This window comes from Candidatus Poriferisodalis sp., assembly GCF_965262965.1.
Lineage (GTDB): Bacteria > Actinomycetota > Acidimicrobiia > Acidimicrobiales > Poriferisodalaceae > Poriferisodalis.
Genome location: NZ_OZ253573.1, coordinates 1512275 through 1529691, shown reverse-complemented (window position 1 = coordinate 1529691; position 17417 = coordinate 1512275). Strand labels below are relative to the sequence as shown.

Sequence of the window (17417 nt, the reverse complement as noted above, 5' to 3'; positions counted from 1 at the left end):
GCCACCGTCACCGCCGCCGGGGCGGTCCAAGTCGCCTCTTCGGGCGCAACTACACTTCGAGCGCATGAGTCCGCTGCCTAAATTGACCGACGAGCAGCGAGCCGAGGCGCTCCGCAAGGCAGCAGAGGCCCGCCGTATCCGAGCCGAGGTCAAAGACCGGCTGAAGATGGGCTTCCTCACGTTCGACGAGTTGCTGGCCGAAGCCGACACGATCGAGAACGTCGGCAAGCTCAAGACGCTTGCTGCCCTCGAGTCGATGCCCGGACTGGGCAAAGTCAAGGCGCGCCGGCTGATGACCGAGATCGGCATCGCCGAGAATCGGCGTCTGCGTGGGCTCGGCGAAGCGCAACGGCGTCGCCTCATTGCGCACTTTTCACCGGGATCCGCATCGGGCACATGACCGCTCCAGCGCCCGACGGCGCTGCGAATCCCTCCGCGACGTGGGGCGTCACGCTGTACGTGGTCTGCGGGCCAGGGGGAGCGGGCAAGGGAACGATCGTCGCCGAGCTGGTGGCTCGCGACCCAACACTGCTGCTCAGCCGGTCGTGGACGACGCGCCCCCGCCGAGTCGGCGAGTCCGCTGAGGCGTACACGTTCGTGATGGAGGAGGAATTCGACGCACGCATAGCGGAAGGCGGTTTCCTCGAGTGGGCTGACTTCTTCGAGCATCGCTATGGAACGCCGATGCCGCCCCGCGATCTCGACCGGGACCTGGTGCTGGAAATCGATGTCCAGGGTGCCGTCTCGGTGCGCAACCGTGACCCTGCCGCTCTCGTGATCATGGTGCTGCCGCCGAGCCGTGCCGAACAGGAGCGTCGTATGCGCCGCCGCGGCGACCCGGACTCGGAGGTCTTCCGCCGGCTTGTCAAGGCCGACGAGGAACTCCCAGTGGGCTACCGAATGGCCGATCTGATCGTCGTGAACCGAGACATCGGCAGCACCGTCGACGAGATAGCGGCCTTCGTCGACCGCACCCGGAGCCAGCGACCGTCATCAGCACAGGCCTAGCTGCCACACAGCGCTCCTGCGGGAGAATTGATGCTGTGGGCTCCATCGTTGTGGTCGGCGGTCTCGGTAGCCTGCGAGATGCGATGACTGAGCCAACTGACACCATGATCAACCCAGGCCTCGAGGACTTGCTGTCCAAGGTGGACTCCAAGTTCACGCTGGTGAGCTTGGCTGCGATGCGGTCCCGTCAGATCAACTCGTACTACAACCAGCTCGACGGCGGCATCGGCTCAGTCGTGCCCCCGCAGGTGGCTTCGGTGGCGCGCAAGCCGCTCTCGATTGCCTTCGAGGAAATCGACGCCGACAAGATCACTTTCGAGCGGTTCGATCCCGAAGAGCGGGCTCGCCTTGAGGCCGAGGCACTCGTCGCGGCCGAGGCTGACGCCGCAATGCTCGAGATCGTCCCCGACATCGACGCCTGAGCGCACCCGCCCCCTGCCCGAAGGCGCCAGGCCGCACAGCTGCGAGGCCCTACCGCGGCTGGCCGTGTGGGCGTACCCTTTCGCGGCAGTGACAGAATCCGCCGGCCATCCGGCATCTGACCAATCGCCTTTCGCGGGTCGCCGGGTGGTGCTCGGCGTCAGCGGCGGCATCGCCGCGTACAAGGCGGTGCTCTTGTGCCGCCTGTTGGTCGACGCAGGCGCCCACGTCATGCCGGTGATGACCGCCGCAGCGCAGAAGTTCGTCGGACGTGCGACGTTCGACGCGCTCGCCAGCGAGAGAGTCCGCACGTCGATGTTCGGCGAAGACGACCCGATCCCGCACACCACGCTCGGCCAGAGTGCTGACGTCGTGATCGTGGCGCCGGCGACAGCCCGCCTCATCGGCAGCTACGCAGCGGGCATTTCCGACGGGTTGCTTACTGCCGCGCTGCTCGCGACGCAAGCACCCGTCGTGGTCTGCCCTGCCATGCACACCGAGATGTGGGAGCACCCCGCAGTGCAGCACAACCTTGACGTGCTGGCCGGTCGGGGAGTCCACATTGTGGTTCCCACCGACGGCCGTCTCGCGGGCGGCGACATCGGCACCGGACGCCTCGCTGAGCCAGAGACCATCTTCGAGGCAGTCGCAGCGGTTCTGGCCGCCGAAGCGGCAGCGGACCACGCGCGACAGCCCGAGTCCAAGCGGGACGACTTCACGGGCATGACGGTGACGGTCACCGCCGGAGGAACCCGCGAAGCCATCGATCCAGTGCGTTTCATCGGCAACCGGTCGTCAGGCAAGCAGGGCTACGCGGTTGCGACTGCGGCACGAGACCGCGGCGCTGCGGTCACGCTCATCACGTCGGCATCCCTGCCGGCGCCCGCCGGCGTCACCGAGGTGAGGGTTGAGTCCGCGGCCGAGATGGAGGCCGCAGTGCGTGAACGTTCCGGCGCCGACGTGATCGTGATGGCGGCGGCGGTTGCCGACTTCCGCCCCGCTGATGTCGCGCCGCACAAGATCAAGAAGGGCGAACTCGGCGACGCCGACACGGTGCCCCAGATCGTTCTGGAACAGACCACTGACATCCTCGCCGGGCTGGGCGCAGCCAAGCTCGCGGGACAGGTGCTGGTGGGCTTCGCTGCCGAGACTGCCGATGTGCTCGACAATGCCGCCGACAAGCTGGCTCGCAAGAACCTCGATGTCATGGTCGCCAACGACGTCTCTGCCGACGGCGCTGGTTTCGCACACGACACCAACATCGTGACCATCCTGCTGGCCGATGGCACCGTGCGCCCGATGTCGAAATGCTCCAAGCGCGAGGTCGCCGACGCCGTGCTCGACGCCGTCGCCGCGCTGCGCCGTTAGCTACGCCGCCTGCTGCGGCGCGGCTCGGTCCGTCTAGCCTTGCCGCGCTGCTGCAATGGGCTGCTGCGATGAGCCGACGACACGTAACGGGGAGCCACGGTGAGCCAGTGGACCTTCACCTCAGAATCGGTGACCGAGGGTCATCCGGACAAGATGGCCGACCAGATCTCCGATTCGATCCTGGACGCGATGCTGGCGCAGGACATCCACGCCCGCGTTGCGGTGGAAACCCTGGTCACCACGGGTCTGGTCGTTGTTGCCGGCGAGGTCTCGACTGAGGCCTACGTCGACATCCCGCGAGTCGTTCGATCGACGGTCACGGGCATCGGCTACGACCGCGGCGAACTCGGCTTCGACGGCAACACCTGCGGCGTCATGGTCGCACTCGACGAGCAGTCCTCCGAGATCACCGAGGGCGTCTTCGGCAGCTCCGAGGCGGCGGCCACGATGGACCTGATCCCGGATCAGGGCGCTGGCGACCAGGGCATGATGTTCGGGTACGCCTGCCGTGAGACTGACGTCTACATGCCGTTGCCGATCCACGTTGCGCACCGCATGGCCGAGCAGCTCACCGAGGCCCGCCGCTCGGGCTCCATCCCGTACTTGCGTCCCGACGGCAAGACCCAGGTCAGCTTCGAGTACCGCGATGGCGAGCCGGTGGCGCTTCGGACCGTCGTGGTCAGCGCTCAGCACCACGACGGCGTCGAAATCGAAGCCATGATGCGCCCGGACCTCATGGAGCACGTCATTGCCCCGACCTTGCCTGTCGAGTTTGCCGACGACGACTTCGAGCTGCTCGTCAACCCGTCGGGAAGCTTCGTGCGTGGCGGGCCTGTCGCCGACGCCGGTCTCACCGGGCGCAAGATCATCGTCGACACCTACGGCGGGTACGCCCGGCACGGCGGGGGAGCCTTCAGCGGCAAGGACCCGTCCAAGGTGGATCGCTCTGCGGCCTATGGGGCACGTTGGGTGGCCAAGAACGTGGTTGCGTCGGGCGCCGCGGATCGCTGCGAGATGCAGGTGGCCTACGCCATCGGCCGAGCCGAGCCGGTGTCGGTCCTCGTGGAGACCTTCGGCACCTCCCATGTCGACGGCGACGCCATCACCGCTGCGGTCGCCGAGATCTTCGACCTGCGACCGGCGGCGCTGCTCACGGATCTCGCGCTGCGGCGCCCGATCTACCAGGCCACCGCCGCGTACGGCCATTTCGGCCGGCCGGCCAACGGCGACCAGTTTCCTTGGGAGCGCCTCGATCGCGTCGACGATCTGAAGTCCGCGCTCGGTCTCTAGCGGCACCCGGACGGCCGGTCCAGACCCTGAATCAGTTGTAAGCGGCGCGCACCCGGCGGGCAGACTGCAGGGGTGCAGCGGGTCGTTCGAGTTCTGGTCGACGAGCCAGCCATCGACCGCGAGTTCTTCTACCTGCTGCCGGAATCGCTGGCCGCTGGTCGGGTGCCAGTATCGGTCGGGACGCTGGTGCGCGTCGTGCTCAACCGGCGTCGCTTGCGCGGATGGGTCACCGAGCTCGACTCCCACCCGCCCGACGGCCTCGAGCTGACCGAAGTGAGCGGCGTTATAGGAATGGGGCCGCCGCCACATGTCGTGGAGCTCGCCGAATGGGCAGCGTGGCGCTGGGCTGGCACCAGAGCTCATTTCCTGCGCACCGCCAGCGCCGATCGAGTGGTGGCCGGACTTCCGCTTGCACCAGCCCAAGTGACCAAGTCCGACGAGGCGCAGACTCCCGCATGGCTGGCGGCTGCCTTCGAGCCGGGAAGCGACGCTGCGCGCGCCGTGCGGTTGGGGCCGTGTGCAGATGAATGGCCGCTGGTGTCGGCTGCGCTGGAGCGCGGCCGGGTTCTGGTGCTCGTTCCCACAGTGTCGTGGGCGGCGCGGCTGGCAGGGCGGCTGCGTCACGCCGGTGTCGCCACGGCGCTGTTCGGTCGCGACTGGGCGGCGGCGGCCGCAGCGCAAGCGGTTGTCGGCGCCATGACCGCCGCGTGGGCGCCATGCGCTCGCCTCGACAGCGTGATCGTGTTCGACGAGCACGATCAGGGCTACCAGTCCGAAGCGGCGCCGACGTGGAACGCCCGCGATGTCGCCGTCGAGCGTGCACAGCGAGACGGAGCGCGGTGCCTGCTGGTCGGGCCGATGCCCTCGCCGGATGCGCTGCGGGCGGCAGGCGTCTGCGACGGCGAGGGCAACGGCGGCGATGACGAAGGCGACAATGAGAATGGCACCGCAGCGGCCGAAGTGCTGCGCGCGCCCGTCCCCGACGAACGCGAAGCGTGGCCGATGGTGCAGGTTGCCGATCGGCGCCAAGACGATCCCGCGATGGGGGAATGGTGCGGCACTGCGTTCGCAGAGCTGCTGCGCGCCGGCGGCGACGTTGTGTGCGTGCTGAATCGCAAGGGCAGAGCGCGGCTTGCCTACTGCGCGTCGTGCGGGGCGCTGGCCTGCTCGCCGGCCGGTCGGGCGTTGGCGCTCGACGGTCAGCGATTCGTCGATCCCGAGAGCGGCGATGTGCGTCCTGCGATCTGCGAAGAGTGCGGGGCAACCCGATTCCGCCGGGTGCGGGTCGGGGTGAAGGGTGTCGCCGACGAGATGGAGCGGCTCGCTCGTCGCCCGGTCACCCAGGTGGTCGGCGAGTCCCCGGTGGCGCCGGCCGCCGAGGCTCTGTACATCGGCACTGAAGCGGTCCTGCATCGTGTGCCGGCTGCGGATGCCGTGGTGTTCGTGGACTTCGACCAGGAACTCACCGCGCCTCGGTACCGGGCGGCCGAGGAAGCCTTCGCTCTGCTGGTGCGCGCCGCACGTCTCGTTGGGCCGCATTCGGGCGGCGGTCGCATTCTGGTGCAGACCCGCATGCCTGACCACCCCGTGCTGGTCGCAGCCGAGTCGGCCGATCCCGCCGATTTCGTCAACGCAGAGGTGCTGTGTCGATCTCAGATGCGCCAGCCTCCCTCGGCCGCGTGGGCTCTCGTGTCGGGCGCCGCAGCGCAGACCTACGTCGAGCGGTTGTCGAACCCTGCCGACGCGGCTGCGCTGGATATCGCCGGACCAGCCAATGGTGTGTGGCGCGTTCGCGGCGACGACCGCGGAACCCTCCTCGATGCACTGGCCGCCACGCCACGTCCGCCGGGCAGGCTACGAGTGGCAGTCGACCCACTGCGAGCGTGAGCAGGATCGCCGCTGCGGGCCGGTGTCTTCGCCAGAGAGCCCCGAGGGCGCGCCGCTAGCCTGCGATCGCAATGAATTCGGCCTACGAGATCCGGCTCATGGGCGATCCGGTGCTGCGTCAGCGGGCCGCCGAGATCACTGAGATCGACGGCCGCGTTGCGCGCATGGTCAACGACATGCTCCCCGCCATGTACGAGGCCGAGGGAATCGGTCTCGCGGCTCCCCAGGTGGGCATCCAACGCCGCCTGTTCGTGTTCGACCTCTACGAAGGCGACGGTCCACAGACGCTCGTCAATCCCGAGATCGTCGATTCCGACGGAAAGTGGGAATACACCGAGGGCTGCCTGTCGGTTCCCGGCTTGACCTTCGAGATCGTCCGCCCCAAGCAAGTGCATCTGGTCGGTCGCGATCTCGACGGCAACGAGGTCAGCATCGAAGCCGACGAGTTGCTTGCACGCCTGTTCCAGCACGAACTCGACCACCTCGACGGCGTCCTGCTGCTCGACCACTTGGAGAAATCCGAACGCAAGGCTGCCCTAGCGCAATGGCGCACATGGCGTGCGCAGATCGAAGCAGGCCAGCAGGGTCCACCGGCGGCACCCGGCGCGACACCGCTGGTGGGCCGCAATGGCCCAGACGTCTAACCCCGCCCAGCCGCTGCCGCTGCCTCCGGAACGGCCCCACCGAGTTGCATTCGCAGGCACGCCCGACGACGCGGTTCCGGCACTGAGCGCGCTGGCCGAATCCGGCTTCGACATCCCGGTCGTCGTTACCGGCGCCCCACGCCGCCGCAGCCGCCGAGGCAGCGACACCCCGACCCCAGTGGCCGCAGCGGCAGCCAAGCTCGGCCTGTCGATCAGCCTCGAGCCCGTCGACCTCGCCAACTGCAACGCTGACTGTGCCGTGGTCGTGGCTTTCGGTCAGCTCATCAGCTCTGACCTGTTGGCCCGCACACCGATGCTCAACCTGCACTTCTCCCTGCTGCCGCGCTGGCGTGGCGCTGCTCCGGTTGAGCGAGCGTTGCTGGCCGGCGACGACACGACCGGCGTGTGCCTCATGGCACTGGAGCCCACACTCGACACCGGCCCCGTCTACTGGCGCCACGAATTGCTCATCGGCCCGGCCGACACCGCAGAAAGCCTCCGCGCACGCTTGGCCGACGAAGGCGCCCGGCTGCTCGTGGACTCTCTCGCCGCAGGTCTCGGCACACCCGAATCTCAACAGGGCGAGCCCACGTACGCCCGAAAACTCAGCCCTGCCGACCGAGCGATCAATTGGTCCCAGCCCGCAACCCACATCGACCGCCAGATCCGGGTGGGCGGTGCATGGACCATGCTGGACGGACAGCGCTTCATCGTTCGCGAGGCAATCCCGCTTGCGGCTGAGCCTGGTGCCTCGCCGGGGACACTGCTCGACGACACCGTGGTCACCGGACACGGCCTTGTGCGCCTCGTCGTTGTCCAGCCCTCGGGTCGCCCAGCCACCGATGCTCAGGCATGGCTACACGGCGCCCGGCTGCCATCGGGCACCCGCCTCGGCTGACGACGCGCATAGCGTGACGCGATGCGAATCGGGCTGATCTCGGACACCCACATCCCCGAAGCAGCGCCGCAGCTGTGGCCCGAGGCCTACGCGGCCATGGAGGGATGCGACGCCATCCTGCACGCTGGCGACATCTATGACCTCTCGGTCATCGACCGCCTGAGCGAGATCGCGCCCACCTGGGCTGCTCGGGGCAACGGCGACGACGGCTCGTCCGGCCGCGAGGTACAGCCTGACCATCCGGCCCTCGCAAACGCCTGGGCCCACGACTTCGGCGGTGTGCGAGTCGGTCTCACCCACCACATTCCGGTGCCCGAGATGTCCTTCTACACCGTGGCCGACGCGATCAAGCGCCACTTCGGCGACGAGCAGCTGGACGTGTGCGTCTACGGCGACACGCACGTCCACCGCATCGACACGCTCTGCGGCGTGCTGTGCGTCAATCCCGGCTCGCCCACGTTCCCCCGCAACCTCAGCGCCCAGCTCGGGACCATCGGCTACCTCGACATCGAGGACGCGATTGCTACGCCGTCGCTGTGGCAGCTCACACCTGAGGGCATCGAGCCCACCGAGTCCTGGGATCGCGTGATCTGAGAGTGCCGGCGGGCTTGGCCTTGGTGCACCGGTCCGGCGCCCCCGGCCAGCACTAGATGATTAGTTCCAAGGGGTCAGTGGTCGTAGGCGGTGAGTGAGCGTGCTGGTCGGCTGTGTCGGTGGGTCTCGTTGTGCCAGATGGCGGTGGTGAGGGCGAGGAGCCGTGTGAGGATGCGCACGGCGACGCCGGAGCGGGTGCGTCCTTTGTGGCGTTCGAGGCTGAGCTGGCCTTTGAGGGTCTGGTTGATCGATTCGATGATCTGGCGCAAGGGCCGCAGGAACCTTGCGCCGGGCCGTGGGGCCTCGGATCGGGTGGCGGGGCGGAGCAGGGTGATGCCGGCTTGGTTGAGCTGACGTTCGAACGCGGCGCGTCTGTAGCCCTTGTCGGCGATGAGTGTCTGGCCGGGCCGGGCGATCCCGGCCGCGGCGATCATGTCCGCGCAGACTTCGCGTTCGTCGGCTTTCGCGCCGGCGAGAGCGAACGCGATCGGCAGCCCCGCCGGGGTGGCCACAAGGTGCAGCCGCAGACCCCAGAAGTACCGCGAATGCGACGCGCACCAGCCGTATTGGGCCCATCCCGCGAGGCCGGAGCGCTTTTGGGTCTCGCGGCTTCGGCCGCACTCGACCGGGGTGGAGTCCACCAGCCACACGTCGTCGTGCCACGACTCGCACTCGCGAGCGAGGCACCCCATGACACGAGCGATCATCTCGCCGCTGCGCCGCAGCCGCTTGTTGTAGCCGTCGCGGTTGGGCAGGTACGCGAACCACGGCCGCAGATGCGCTTTCGCGTAGCGCACGAACTGCGACTCGTTGTCATAGCCCAGCAGCGCCGAGATCACCGCCAGGGTGACCAGCTCCGCGTCCGACAGCTTCGGGGCGAACCCCACCGCAGGCCGCTGCGGCACCCAATGAGGGTTCTGCGCCAACAGGTCATCGATCCGCACATACAGTGCGGTCGCAAGGGTGTCCAAGTCCGGGTTCATGCTCCGGTCCTGCGAGATCGAGGTGTTGTTTCACACCCCGAGCTTGGACACCCTCACCCCACCACAGGTGGACCCGACCCCTTGGAACTAATCATCTAGTGTTCGGCGAGCCCCGCAGGCCACGATGAGTGACATGACGGGGAGCAACGGCTCAGTCGAGGCAGGGGGAACAGCAGTGGCCGACGAAAAGGACACGTGGCTGGCAGCAACCGTCGAACAGCCCTTCGATGCCGACGAAGAGATTGTCGATCCGCATCACCACCTTTGGGATTTCCCAACAGGCACGTACCTCGTACCCGAGTTGCATGCCGACACCGGAGCGGGCCACAACGTCACCCAGACGGTGTTCGTGGAATGTGCCGCGGGCTACCGCACCAGCGGTCCCGAGCACATGCGGCCGGTGGGCGAGACCGAGTTCGTTCGTGACCAGGCCGCAGCGTCGGCCGAGGCCGACGGAGCAACCATCTCGGCCATCGTCAGCTTCGCCGATCTGACGCTCGGCAACGCCGTCGAAGAGGTGTTGGCTGTCCACGACGAAGCCGGCGAGGGCCTCTTCCGGGGCATCCGCCACGCGAACGCCTGGGACGCCAGCGACCAGATCCGCGAGAGCCACACCAAACCTCCGCCGGGCCTGCTGGGCCAGTCGGACTTCCGCGCTGGCTACGCAACACTGGGCCGCATGGGCTTCAGCTTCGATGCCTGGATGTTCCACCCCCAGGTCACTGAACTGGTCGGTCTTGCTCACGCGGTGCCTGACACGCCGGTGGTGCTCGACCACCTCGGCGGCCCGTTGGGCATCGGCCCCTACGAAGACCGCCGAGATGAAGTGCGCGCCGTCGTCCGTCCAGCGCTCGAAGCGCTCGCACGGCACCCGCAGGTCACCGTCAAGGTCGGCGGCATCGGCATGAGCATCTACGGCGTCGGCTTCAAGCGCCTGCCCCAGGCCCCCAGCTCAGAGCACGTGGCAGCAACGTGGAGCGACGACATCCGTCACTGCATCGAGACGTTCGGCCCCGACCGCGCCATGTTCGAAAGCAACTTCCCGGTCGACAAGCAAGGCTGCTCGTACACCGTGCTGTTCAACGCCTTCCAGCGAATCTGTGACCAAGCCGGCTACACCAAGTCCGAGCGCGCCGACCTCTTCGCCGGAACCGCCCGTCGCTTCTACCGAGTCACCGCCGCCTAGGCAGCGCCGCTAGCTCAGCCCGACAGCGTCGTGGGGCAGTGTCGCCCACTGCGCATCGTCGTGCCCATACAACAAGCGGCATCCGTCGTCATCGCGCAGCGACTTCAGCTTGCGCATTGACTCCAGCTGCATGTCGTGGTCGAAACCGAACGGCGGCAGCGCCATCTGATCGAGCACCGCTTCCCAGTAGACGCAGTCTCCGGTCAGCACGACCGGCCCGCTGTCGAGTTGCACTCGAAGCGACTGGTGCCCGGCAGTGTGACCGGGTGTGGGAATGCAGGTGACAGATCCGTCGCCGAAGACGTCGTGCTCACCGTCAATGAGCAGCAGTTCGTGACCGAGGTCGAAGTCGGCTGGTTTGTACACCTCGTACTCGATCAGCTTCGGATGGTGACCGGCTTCCCACTCAGCACGCTGGCAGATCAGCCGGGTGTTGGGCAGCAGCTCGGTGCCGCCGCAGTGGTCGAAATGCAGGTGGCTGAAGATCGCGAAGTCCAGCTCGGCGGGGTCGACATCCACGCCCTCGAGTCGGGCTGACACCTCCTCGCCGGAGGAGAACTCTGACGTGAACGAGCGCGCCATGAGCGGGTAGCGGGCACCCACGCCGTCCTGTACTTCTTGGTGCAGGCCCGTGTCGAACACCAGCGTCTGGCCGCTCGGGTGGCGCACCAGCCAGCTCGGGATCGGCAGCCGAACGTCACCGGGTGCGTCGGCGATCACCGAAGCAGTGGCGGTGGACAGCCATCCGCACTCCAAGGGAACAAGGGAGAGTTCGGACATGGCAGCAATCCTTTCCGTCGGGCGACGTGCCCGACGCGCACCTTGTCAGGTGCGGTGTCTGATGCGCACCTTGTCAGGTGCGGTGTCTGATGCGCACCTTGTCAGGTGCGGTGTCTGATGCGCACCTTGTCAGGTGCCGATGCCGTGGTGCAGGGGTCGGTGGTCGGGGAAGCTCGCGTCTCGCCGGTCGATCTGCGACTTGAACGCCTCGCCCATGTCGTCGGTGTCGAACATGGCAGCGTTCCAAGTGGCGATGTATTCCAGCCCGTCGGCCACGGAGTGGTCACGGCCGTAGTTCATGGACTGCTTGGTGCCCCAGATCGCCATCGGGCTTTTCGACGCGATCTCGGCGGCCACTTCGTTGACGGCTTCTGTCATTGCCGCGTGATCTTCGTATACGGCATTCACAAAGCCGCGATCCAGCGCTTCAGCAGCGTCCATGCGGCGACCGGTGTACGCCATCTCTCGCACGATGCCCTCGGGCACCAGCTTCGGCATCCGTTGCAGCGTGCCGACATCGGCGGTCATGCCGATGTTGATCTCCTGGATGATGAAGAACGCGTCTTGCGTGGCGTAGCGAAGGTCGCAGGCCGAGACCATGTCGATGCCGCCTCCGACACATGCGCCCCCGATGGCCGCAATGACGGGCAGCCGGCTGTGTTCCAAAGCGCTGAAGGAGTTCTGCAGCCGCAGTGCCGTCGAGCGGAACTGCGCACGCATCCGGCTGCTGTGACCAGTGCTGGCCGAATTGTCCGGCCCGCCTGCGCTGCCGAACACCGACAGGTCCATGCCCGAGCAAAAGTGCCGACCGATCGCGGACAGCACGATGACCCGTGCATCGGTTCCCGCTGAGAGGTCGTCGGCGATTTGGGGCAGCTCGCTCCAGAAGGGGGCGATCATCGAGTTCGCCTTTTCGGGGCGATTCATCACCACGTGAGCGACGTGGTCGCGTACCTCCACGTCGAAGCAGGTGTAGTCAGTGCCGGTCATCTGATCGCCCTCTCATGGATCGGTTGCCGCACTAGTCAAGAGCGCCCACCGTCAAGCTGGGCGTCCAGGGTCCGACTCCAGCGCACGCAGTGACCTACTGCGGCGCTGAGCGTCTCACTCCGCGGCGCTACTGTCGCCGGCCATGGCGAGTGGGCACGAAACCGAGGCGCCGCTTGAAGGGCTGCGTGTCGTCGAGTTGACCATCTACGTGCAGGGACCGGTTGGGGGCCTGGCGCTGGCCTCACTGGGCGCCGATGTGGTCAAGATCGAACAAGTCGGCCAAGCGGACTACATGCGCAGCTTCCACAGCGCGTTCGGAGTGACCTTCGACGACCGCGGGCGGGAATGGATGTACGCATCGCTCAACCGCAACAAACGCTCCATCGCGCTCGATATCCGCTCCGAGGCGGGGCGCCCAGTGTTCGAGCACATGATTCGTGGCGCAGATGCATTCATCACCAACCTTCGAGCGTCCGGCCTTGCGCGCTATGGCGCGGACCCTGACACTCTGGCCGATCTGAATCCGCAGCTCGTGTACTGCCGCGGCGGAGGGTTCGGCCTGCGGGGCCCGCTTGCGGAAGACCTGTGCCAGGACACGGTGGGCATGGCACACGCCGGTTTCATGGATGCGATCGCGCCCACCGAGACCCCGACGTATCCACCCGGCTCGCTGAGCGACATCCTGACCGGCACCAACATGGCCGCAGCGGTCATGGCGGGATTGCTCAAGCGGGCGCGGACTCAGCAGGGCTGCGTCGTGGGAACCTCGCAGACTCAGGCGCTGCTGTGGCTCGCGGGCCAGGCAGTGGGCGTGGCCTCGAACCTCGGTACGCGTATGGAGCGGTTCGATCCCAGGCAGTCCACGAATCCGCTCTTCACCGTCTATGAGACCACGGACGGGTGGCTTGCGATAGCGGCCCTGCAGGCCCCACAGTGGATCGCTCTGGCCGAGGCGGTGGGCCTCGAGTCGTGGCTCGACGATCCGCGCTTCGCCACATTCGACGACGTCGTCCGCAATCGAGACGAGTTCGCGCCGCTGTTTGCCGAGCACCTGCGAAGCGGCACCACAGCGTCGTGGTGGCGCGCCATCCAGGGCTGCGGGGTGTGGGTGTCGCCCGTGAATCGGCTGGAGGATCTCGCCGAGGACGAGAGCATTCTCGCAAACGAGTATCTGGTCACGTTCGACGACGGCTTCATCGGCCCGCCGGCGGTCTTCGACGTTGACGAATACCGGGGAGCACGCGGCGTCGCCGCGCACTATGGCGAGCACACCGAGGAGATCCTCACCGAGCTCGGTTACGACGAACAGCAGATCCTCGAGCTGAAGGCCGTCAACGCAGTCTGGTGATGGCGGCCGCGGCGCGGCCGAACAGCCAGATCGAGCGCTAGAGCATCACGCCGAACAGCAGCGCCGTCAGGGAGCACAGCAGAGCGAGGCCTGCGGTGATGCCTCGCTTGGCAGCGTTGTCGCCGGCGTTCTGGTGCACCAGCGCGAAGATGCCCGACACGAGCACCAGCACCATCTTGATGTTGAGCAGCATCGACCAGCCAGAACTGGTCTCTTCGCCTGGAATGCTGAGCATCGACCACAGCCCCGTCACAACTGCAATGGCGAACGCAGGCCATGCCACTCGCGAGAACGCCTTGGCTGCAACCTTGCCCGAGCCTGGATACGCGCGGCCCACGACGGGCACCACGGCACCGACGACGATCTGCCCGCCAACCCAGACGGTCACAGCGAGCACGTGCAGCGCGGTGCGCACGGCGTCCAGATTGAAGGTGACTTCGCGGAGTTCGTTCACAGGTGACCTCGGTGTTCAGAAAAGGCGGAAATAGCCGCTCGAGTATGTCTCCGGCTTACCAGAGCCGGGACTGTCCGCGGCGTCAGGATCTAGGCCTCGAGCAGATCGGCCATGTTGTCGCAAAAGAAGCGGTCGAGCACCTCGTCGTCGAAGCCTTCGAGGGACGAGTTGAAGCGCCCCAGCGGATTTCGGCCGCCCTCGATGTGGGGGTAGTCGCTCGAGAACAGGTACAGGTTCTCGTTCGACTCTCGGATCATCGCGCCGACGTCCTCGAACGGGTACGGCGTGAACGCCATCTGCCGAGTGATCTGGGCCGACGGCGCTTCGCCCAATGCGGCGAGGTCGGGCTCGGACCGCTTCCAGATCTCGACGGTCTGGTCCAGCCTGCGCAGCATCTGCGGCACCCAGCCGGCGCCAAGTTCGATGACGCCGCCACGCAAGCTGGGGTGTCGCGCCAGTACGCCGTCGAGCACCATCACGCCGACGAACGTCTCCGCTGCGTGATGCAGGGCGACCATGTCCTTGCCGCGGACGTTCTCGCCTCCTCCGAGCCAGTCGGTCGGAACCGGACGGCCAGTATCCATCCACGCGGGCTTGATCTGCAGCGGCTCACCGCCGACGTGCAGTACGAACGGCACCCCGGCTTCGGCCATTCGCGCCCACACCGGGTCGAGGTCGTTGTGTCCGGGCGAGGCACCGCCGGCGGGACGGTGGGGGATCCACATTGCGCCCAGCCCTAGCTCGAGCGCGTGCTCCATCTCGGCCAGCGCCATCCGCGGATCGTCCAGCGGCAACAGTGCCACGCCGATCAGCCGGTCGTCGTCGGCGCAGAACTCGGCCATGCCGCGGTTGTGCGCCCGTGCCGCCCCGTACCGCACGTCGAGGTCGCTTTGGGGGTTGAACGCCACGCCGACACTGAAGGTGGCGAACACGAACTGCCGGGCGAAGCCGAGCATGTCGAGCGCAGTCGTGCGTTCTCCGGCGTTGAAGGCCCCCAGCGCTTGGTAGCCCTTCGGCCCTGCAATCAGGTCGTCTCCGAGCGCGGTCAGCTCCGCGACCGTCTCGGGCGGATGCGCGCCGGTCAGCGCGGCGACCTCCAGGTCCTCCGTGAGGCGCCCCCCGTTTGAGAAATCGATTTGGGGGAGGCGGTCACGAATGCCGGGATCCGCATGCGCTGTCAGAAAATCCGGCAATTCCATCAGGTGGCTGTCGGCATCGAGGTACGTCCGATGGCGCGCGTAGGTCATCGCCAAACACTAGTGAGACGGTGCGCGACGCACCGGTGTGTCGCGTGGAGGCCCGGTCAGGGGCCGTCGGTAGTCTGCGGCGATGGCCGAGTTGCACGACTCGTCGACTGCGAGGTCGTTTGCGGCGAAGGTGCTGACGGTCTCTGACGGCGTCATCGCTGGCACGCGTGAGGACCGCAGTGGCGAAGCCCTCGACGATGCGATGAGTTCCGCGGGCTACGAGGTTGTCGAACGTCGCGTGGTAGCCGATGGGGTCGAGACCGTGGCGGACGCTCTCGTGGCGATGGCAGACGGCTTCGCGGGGCTCATCGTCTCTACTGGCGGCACTGGCTTCACCGAGCGCGATCTGACGCCCGAAGGCACCCGGGCAGCGATCGAGCGAGAAGCGCCTGGCCTTGCTGAAGCGATGCGCCTGGTCAACCCGCTGGGCCGGCTCTCGCGTGGCATAGCGGGCATTCGGGGCCAGGCGATTGTGCTGAACACACCCGGATCCACGAAGGGTTGTGTGGAGTGCTTCGAAGCGGTGGCCGATGTGGTGCCGCATGCGCTGGCATTGCTGGCGGGAGAGCGCTTGCACTGATGCCGCGCCGTCGCCGTCGCAAGTTCGAGCGGACGAACGTGAGTACCGCGTCCGCCGACGCGAGATCGGGCCTCTCGCGGAAGGTGCACAAGCAAGCTGTCAGCAGTGCCTCCTCCAACGATCCCGATGACGCGTCGAAGATGGCTGAAGCCGTACGCCTCGGCGAGTCGGTGCGGGGCACGACGGCCCCGAACCCGTGGGTGGGCGCTGTGCTCACCACAGTGAGCGGCGAAGCGTTCGGCGGAGCGACCGAACCGCCTCCGGGACGGCACGCTGAGATCGTGGCGCTCCGTGCGGCGCGTGCGGCAGGCTCGGACCCTGCCGGGGCCACGCTGTACACGACGCTGGAACCGTGTTCGCACACCGGACGAACGCCGCCGTGCGTCGAAGCGATCATTGACGTCGGAGTCACCCGCGTCTGCATCGGCGTGGCTGATCCCGATCCGAAGGTGTGCGGCCACGGCATCGAATCGCTGCGCGCCGCGGGCATTGAGGTGGACATAGGCGTGGCTGCTGGGACGGTCGAGGCCTCGCTTCAGCCCTACCTGCACCAGCGGCGCACTGGTCGGCCGTGGGTTGTGCTGAAGCTCGCGGCCACGCTTGACGGCCGCATCGGCGCGCCTGACGGAACCTCGCAGTGGATCACGTCGCCCCAGGCACGAGCCGACGCCCACGCCCTGCGGGCACGCTGCGATTCGGTTCTGGTCGGTGCGGGGACGGTTCGCGCCGACAACCCGGCACTGACCGTCCGCGACGCGCCGGGGACTGACCCGCGCCGCTTCGTGCTCGGATCGACGCCGGCTGGTTCAGCGGTGCATCCCTGCACCGAGATGAGCGGTCCGCTTCCGCAGGTGCTGGAGAATCTGGCCGCCGAAGGCGTCGTCGAGCTGCTGGTGGAAGGCGGCGCGCACGTCGCCGGCGACTTTCACCGATCGGGGCTGGTCGACGAGTACGTCGTGTATCTCGCGCCGGCGCTTGCTGGCGGCGATGACGGGTTGCCGATGCTGGCCGGGCCTGGCATGTCCACCATCGCAGACGCCTGGCGCGGCGACCTCACCGACGTCCGCCGCGTGGGACCGGATCTGCGTGTCACGCTGATGCCCAGCCGAGGCATGCAGGGCTGAGGAGACACGCGATGTTCACAGGGATTGTCGAAGAGCTCGGCAGCTTCGCAGCCAGCGTTGGCGAGCGCTTCCGATTCAATGCGGAATTGGTACTCACGGACAGCTCCGTCGATGACTCCATAGCGGTCAACGGCTGTTGCCTGACGGTGGTGGACATCGGTGACGGCTGGTGGGAGGCCGATGTCACTGCCGAGACGGCACAGCGGACGGCGCTCGGATCCTTATCGGTCGGCGATCCGGTGAATTTCGAGCGGGCGATGCGCTATGCCGACCGACTGGGCGGCCACATTGTGCAGGGCCATGTCGACGGCGTCGCCACGGTCGTGCGGCCAGGCCTGGATCTGCGAGTGGCTGTCGGCCCGGAGGGCGGATTGCGCCGCTACCTCGTCGAGAAAGGCTCGGTGACGCTCAACGGCGTCAGCCTCACGTGCTTCGACATCACAGATGACGACGGCGGCGGTTGCGAATTCTCCGTGGCGCTCATTCCTCACACCATGGCAATGACCACGATGGGTACGGCGCGGCTGGGCGATCCCGTGAACTTCGAGGCTGATGTCCTCGCCCGTTACGTGGAGCGACTCACCAATCTGAGCCCGCCGACACCATAATGAGACGG

At 67.2% G+C, this 17417-nt stretch carries 19 protein-coding genes; 14 read left to right on the top strand and 5 right to left on the bottom strand.

Features of this window, described 5'->3' with window-relative positions; genetic code table 11:
* The first annotated feature begins 64 nt into the window (after positions 1 to 64).
* The 9 genes from mihF (at position 65) to ACQY5K_RS07275 (ending at position 8109) form a co-directional block, all read left to right on the top strand.
* The gene (gene mihF / locus ACQY5K_RS07315) at positions 65 to 400 is read left to right on the top strand and encodes an integration host factor, actinobacterial type (protein ID WP_428121517.1); all 336 of its coding nucleotides are present in this window, start codon (positions 65 to 67) and stop codon (positions 398 to 400) included.
* Positions 397 to 1008 (top strand): guanylate kinase, encoded by a 612-nt coding sequence (locus ACQY5K_RS07310; RefSeq protein ID WP_428121515.1) that lies wholly within the window; start codon positions 397 to 399, stop codon positions 1006 to 1008. Before mihF ends, ACQY5K_RS07310 begins: the two co-directional genes overlap by 4 nt.
* An 83-nt stretch (positions 1009 to 1091) precedes the next feature.
* Complete coding sequence (rpoZ, locus tag ACQY5K_RS07305; protein ID WP_428121513.1) at positions 1092 to 1430, top strand: DNA-directed RNA polymerase subunit omega; 339 nt, start codon at positions 1092 to 1094, stop codon at positions 1428 to 1430.
* An 88-nt stretch (positions 1431 to 1518) separates the two neighbouring features.
* Positions 1519 to 2796, top strand: a complete 1278-nt coding sequence (coaBC, locus tag ACQY5K_RS07300; RefSeq protein ID WP_428121511.1) for a bifunctional phosphopantothenoylcysteine decarboxylase/phosphopantothenate--cysteine ligase CoaBC — start codon at positions 1519 to 1521, stop codon at positions 2794 to 2796.
* A 99-nt stretch (positions 2797 to 2895) separates the two neighbouring features.
* On the top strand, positions 2896 to 4086 hold the full coding sequence (gene metK, locus ACQY5K_RS07295; protein ID WP_428121508.1) for a methionine adenosyltransferase: 1191 nt from the start codon (positions 2896 to 2898) through the stop codon (positions 4084 to 4086).
* Between the two features lie 72 nt (positions 4087 to 4158).
* Positions 4159 to 5973: a hypothetical protein gene (locus ACQY5K_RS07290; RefSeq protein WP_428121506.1), complete on the top strand. Its 1815-nt coding sequence runs from the start codon at positions 4159 to 4161 to the stop codon at positions 5971 to 5973.
* 71 nt (positions 5974 to 6044) lie between these two features.
* On the top strand, positions 6045 to 6617 hold the full coding sequence (gene def / locus ACQY5K_RS07285; protein ID WP_428121503.1) for a peptide deformylase: 573 nt from the start codon (positions 6045 to 6047) through the stop codon (positions 6615 to 6617).
* The gene (locus ACQY5K_RS07280) at positions 6601 to 7515 is read left to right on the top strand and encodes a methionyl-tRNA formyltransferase (protein WP_428121501.1); all 915 of its coding nucleotides are present in this window, start codon (positions 6601 to 6603) and stop codon (positions 7513 to 7515) included. Before def ends, ACQY5K_RS07280 begins: the two co-directional genes overlap by 17 nt.
* 21 nt (positions 7516 to 7536) lie before the next feature.
* A complete protein-coding gene (locus ACQY5K_RS07275) occupies positions 7537 to 8109 on the top strand; it encodes a metallophosphoesterase family protein (protein WP_428121499.1) in 573 nt (190 codons plus the stop codon).
* Between the two features lie 74 nt (positions 8110 to 8183).
* On the opposite strand, the gene ACQY5K_RS07270 is transcribed toward ACQY5K_RS07275, so the two are convergent.
* Positions 8184 to 9092: an IS982 family transposase gene (locus tag ACQY5K_RS07270; RefSeq protein WP_428121497.1), complete on the bottom strand. Its 909-nt coding sequence runs from the start codon at positions 9090 to 9092 to the stop codon at positions 8184 to 8186.
* A gap of 133 nt (positions 9093 to 9225) precedes the next feature.
* On the opposite strand from ACQY5K_RS07270, the gene ACQY5K_RS07265 reads away from it, so the two are divergent.
* Positions 9226 to 10278 carry an amidohydrolase family protein gene (locus ACQY5K_RS07265; protein WP_428121495.1) on the top strand — a complete coding sequence of 351 codons (1053 nt, stop codon included), beginning with the start codon at positions 9226 to 9228 and terminating at the stop codon, positions 10276 to 10278.
* A gap of 9 nt (positions 10279 to 10287) precedes the next feature.
* Here the strand turns inward: ACQY5K_RS07265 and ACQY5K_RS07260 are convergent, their stop codons facing one another.
* Positions 10288 to 11058, bottom strand: coding sequence for an N-acyl homoserine lactonase family protein (locus ACQY5K_RS07260; RefSeq protein ID WP_428121493.1), 771 nt, complete (start codon positions 11056 to 11058; stop codon positions 10288 to 10290).
* A 129-nt stretch (positions 11059 to 11187) separates the two neighbouring features.
* A complete protein-coding gene (locus ACQY5K_RS07255) occupies positions 11188 to 12048 on the bottom strand; it encodes a crotonase/enoyl-CoA hydratase family protein (RefSeq protein ID WP_428121490.1) in 861 nt (286 codons plus the stop codon).
* Positions 12049 to 12190: 142 nt separating this feature from the next.
* Here ACQY5K_RS07255 and ACQY5K_RS07250 point away from each other — a divergent pair, with 142 nt between their 5' ends.
* Positions 12191 to 13396, top strand: a complete 1206-nt coding sequence (locus ACQY5K_RS07250; RefSeq protein WP_428121487.1) for a CaiB/BaiF CoA transferase family protein — start codon at positions 12191 to 12193, stop codon at positions 13394 to 13396.
* A 37-nt stretch (positions 13397 to 13433) separates the two neighbouring features.
* On the opposite strand, the gene ACQY5K_RS07245 is transcribed toward ACQY5K_RS07250, so the two are convergent.
* Together ACQY5K_RS07245 and ACQY5K_RS07240 are read right to left on the bottom strand one after the other, a co-directional pair.
* Positions 13434 to 13850, bottom strand: a complete 417-nt coding sequence (locus ACQY5K_RS07245; RefSeq protein WP_428121485.1) for a CopD family protein — start codon at positions 13848 to 13850, stop codon at positions 13434 to 13436.
* Positions 13851 to 13939: 89 nt separating this feature from the next.
* Positions 13940 to 15097, bottom strand: coding sequence for an amidohydrolase family protein (locus ACQY5K_RS07240; protein WP_428121483.1), 1158 nt, complete (start codon positions 15095 to 15097; stop codon positions 13940 to 13942).
* An 82-nt stretch (positions 15098 to 15179) separates the two neighbouring features.
* On the opposite strand from ACQY5K_RS07240, the gene ACQY5K_RS07235 reads away from it, so the two are divergent.
* From ACQY5K_RS07235 to ACQY5K_RS07225, 3 genes are all read left to right on the top strand, one after another.
* Positions 15180 to 15677, top strand: coding sequence for a MogA/MoaB family molybdenum cofactor biosynthesis protein (locus ACQY5K_RS07235; RefSeq protein WP_428121481.1), 498 nt, complete (start codon positions 15180 to 15182; stop codon positions 15675 to 15677).
* 140 nt (positions 15678 to 15817) lie between these two features.
* The gene (gene ribD / locus ACQY5K_RS07230) at positions 15818 to 16801 is read left to right on the top strand and encodes a bifunctional diaminohydroxyphosphoribosylaminopyrimidine deaminase/5-amino-6-(5-phosphoribosylamino)uracil reductase RibD (RefSeq protein WP_428121479.1); all 984 of its coding nucleotides are present in this window, start codon (positions 15818 to 15820) and stop codon (positions 16799 to 16801) included.
* 11 nt (positions 16802 to 16812) lie between these two features.
* Positions 16813 to 17409: a riboflavin synthase gene (locus tag ACQY5K_RS07225; protein ID WP_428121477.1), complete on the top strand. Its 597-nt coding sequence runs from the start codon at positions 16813 to 16815 to the stop codon at positions 17407 to 17409.
* The last annotated feature ends 8 nt before the right edge of the window (positions 17410 to 17417 follow it).

What these genes read in the sequence shown, in the direction of transcription:
- mihF (WP_428121517.1), top strand. Translation starts at nt 65, where the DNA reads ATGAGTCCGCTGCCTAAATTGACCGACGAGCAGCGAGCCGAGGCGCTC.
- ACQY5K_RS07310 (WP_428121515.1), top strand. Translation starts at nt 397, where the DNA reads ATGACCGCTCCAGCGCCCGACGGCGCTGCGAATCCCTCCGCGACGTGG.
- rpoZ (WP_428121513.1), top strand. Translation starts at nt 1,092, where the DNA reads ATGACTGAGCCAACTGACACCATGATCAACCCAGGCCTCGAGGACTTG.
- def (WP_428121503.1), top strand. Translation starts at nt 6,045, where the DNA reads ATGAATTCGGCCTACGAGATCCGGCTCATGGGCGATCCGGTGCTGCGT.
- ACQY5K_RS07280 (WP_428121501.1), top strand. Translation starts at nt 6,601, where the DNA reads ATGGCCCAGACGTCTAACCCCGCCCAGCCGCTGCCGCTGCCTCCGGAA.
- ACQY5K_RS07275 (WP_428121499.1), top strand. Translation starts at nt 7,537, where the DNA reads ATGCGAATCGGGCTGATCTCGGACACCCACATCCCCGAAGCAGCGCCG.
- ACQY5K_RS07270 (WP_428121497.1), bottom strand. Translation starts at nt 9,092, where the DNA reads ATGAACCCGGACTTGGACACCCTTGCGACCGCACTGTATGTGCGGATC.
- ACQY5K_RS07265 (WP_428121495.1), top strand. Translation starts at nt 9,226, where the DNA reads ATGACGGGGAGCAACGGCTCAGTCGAGGCAGGGGGAACAGCAGTGGCC.
- ACQY5K_RS07260 (WP_428121493.1), bottom strand. Translation starts at nt 11,058, where the DNA reads ATGTCCGAACTCTCCCTTGTTCCCTTGGAGTGCGGATGGCTGTCCACC.
- ACQY5K_RS07255 (WP_428121490.1), bottom strand. Translation starts at nt 12,048, where the DNA reads ATGACCGGCACTGACTACACCTGCTTCGACGTGGAGGTACGCGACCAC.
- ACQY5K_RS07250 (WP_428121487.1), top strand. Translation starts at nt 12,191, where the DNA reads ATGGCGAGTGGGCACGAAACCGAGGCGCCGCTTGAAGGGCTGCGTGTC.
- ACQY5K_RS07240 (WP_428121483.1), bottom strand. Translation starts at nt 15,097, where the DNA reads ATGACCTACGCGCGCCATCGGACGTACCTCGATGCCGACAGCCACCTG.
- ACQY5K_RS07235 (WP_428121481.1), top strand. Translation starts at nt 15,180, where the DNA reads ATGGCCGAGTTGCACGACTCGTCGACTGCGAGGTCGTTTGCGGCGAAG.
- ribD (WP_428121479.1), top strand. Translation starts at nt 15,818, where the DNA reads ATGGCTGAAGCCGTACGCCTCGGCGAGTCGGTGCGGGGCACGACGGCC.
- ACQY5K_RS07225 (WP_428121477.1), top strand. Translation starts at nt 16,813, where the DNA reads ATGTTCACAGGGATTGTCGAAGAGCTCGGCAGCTTCGCAGCCAGCGTT.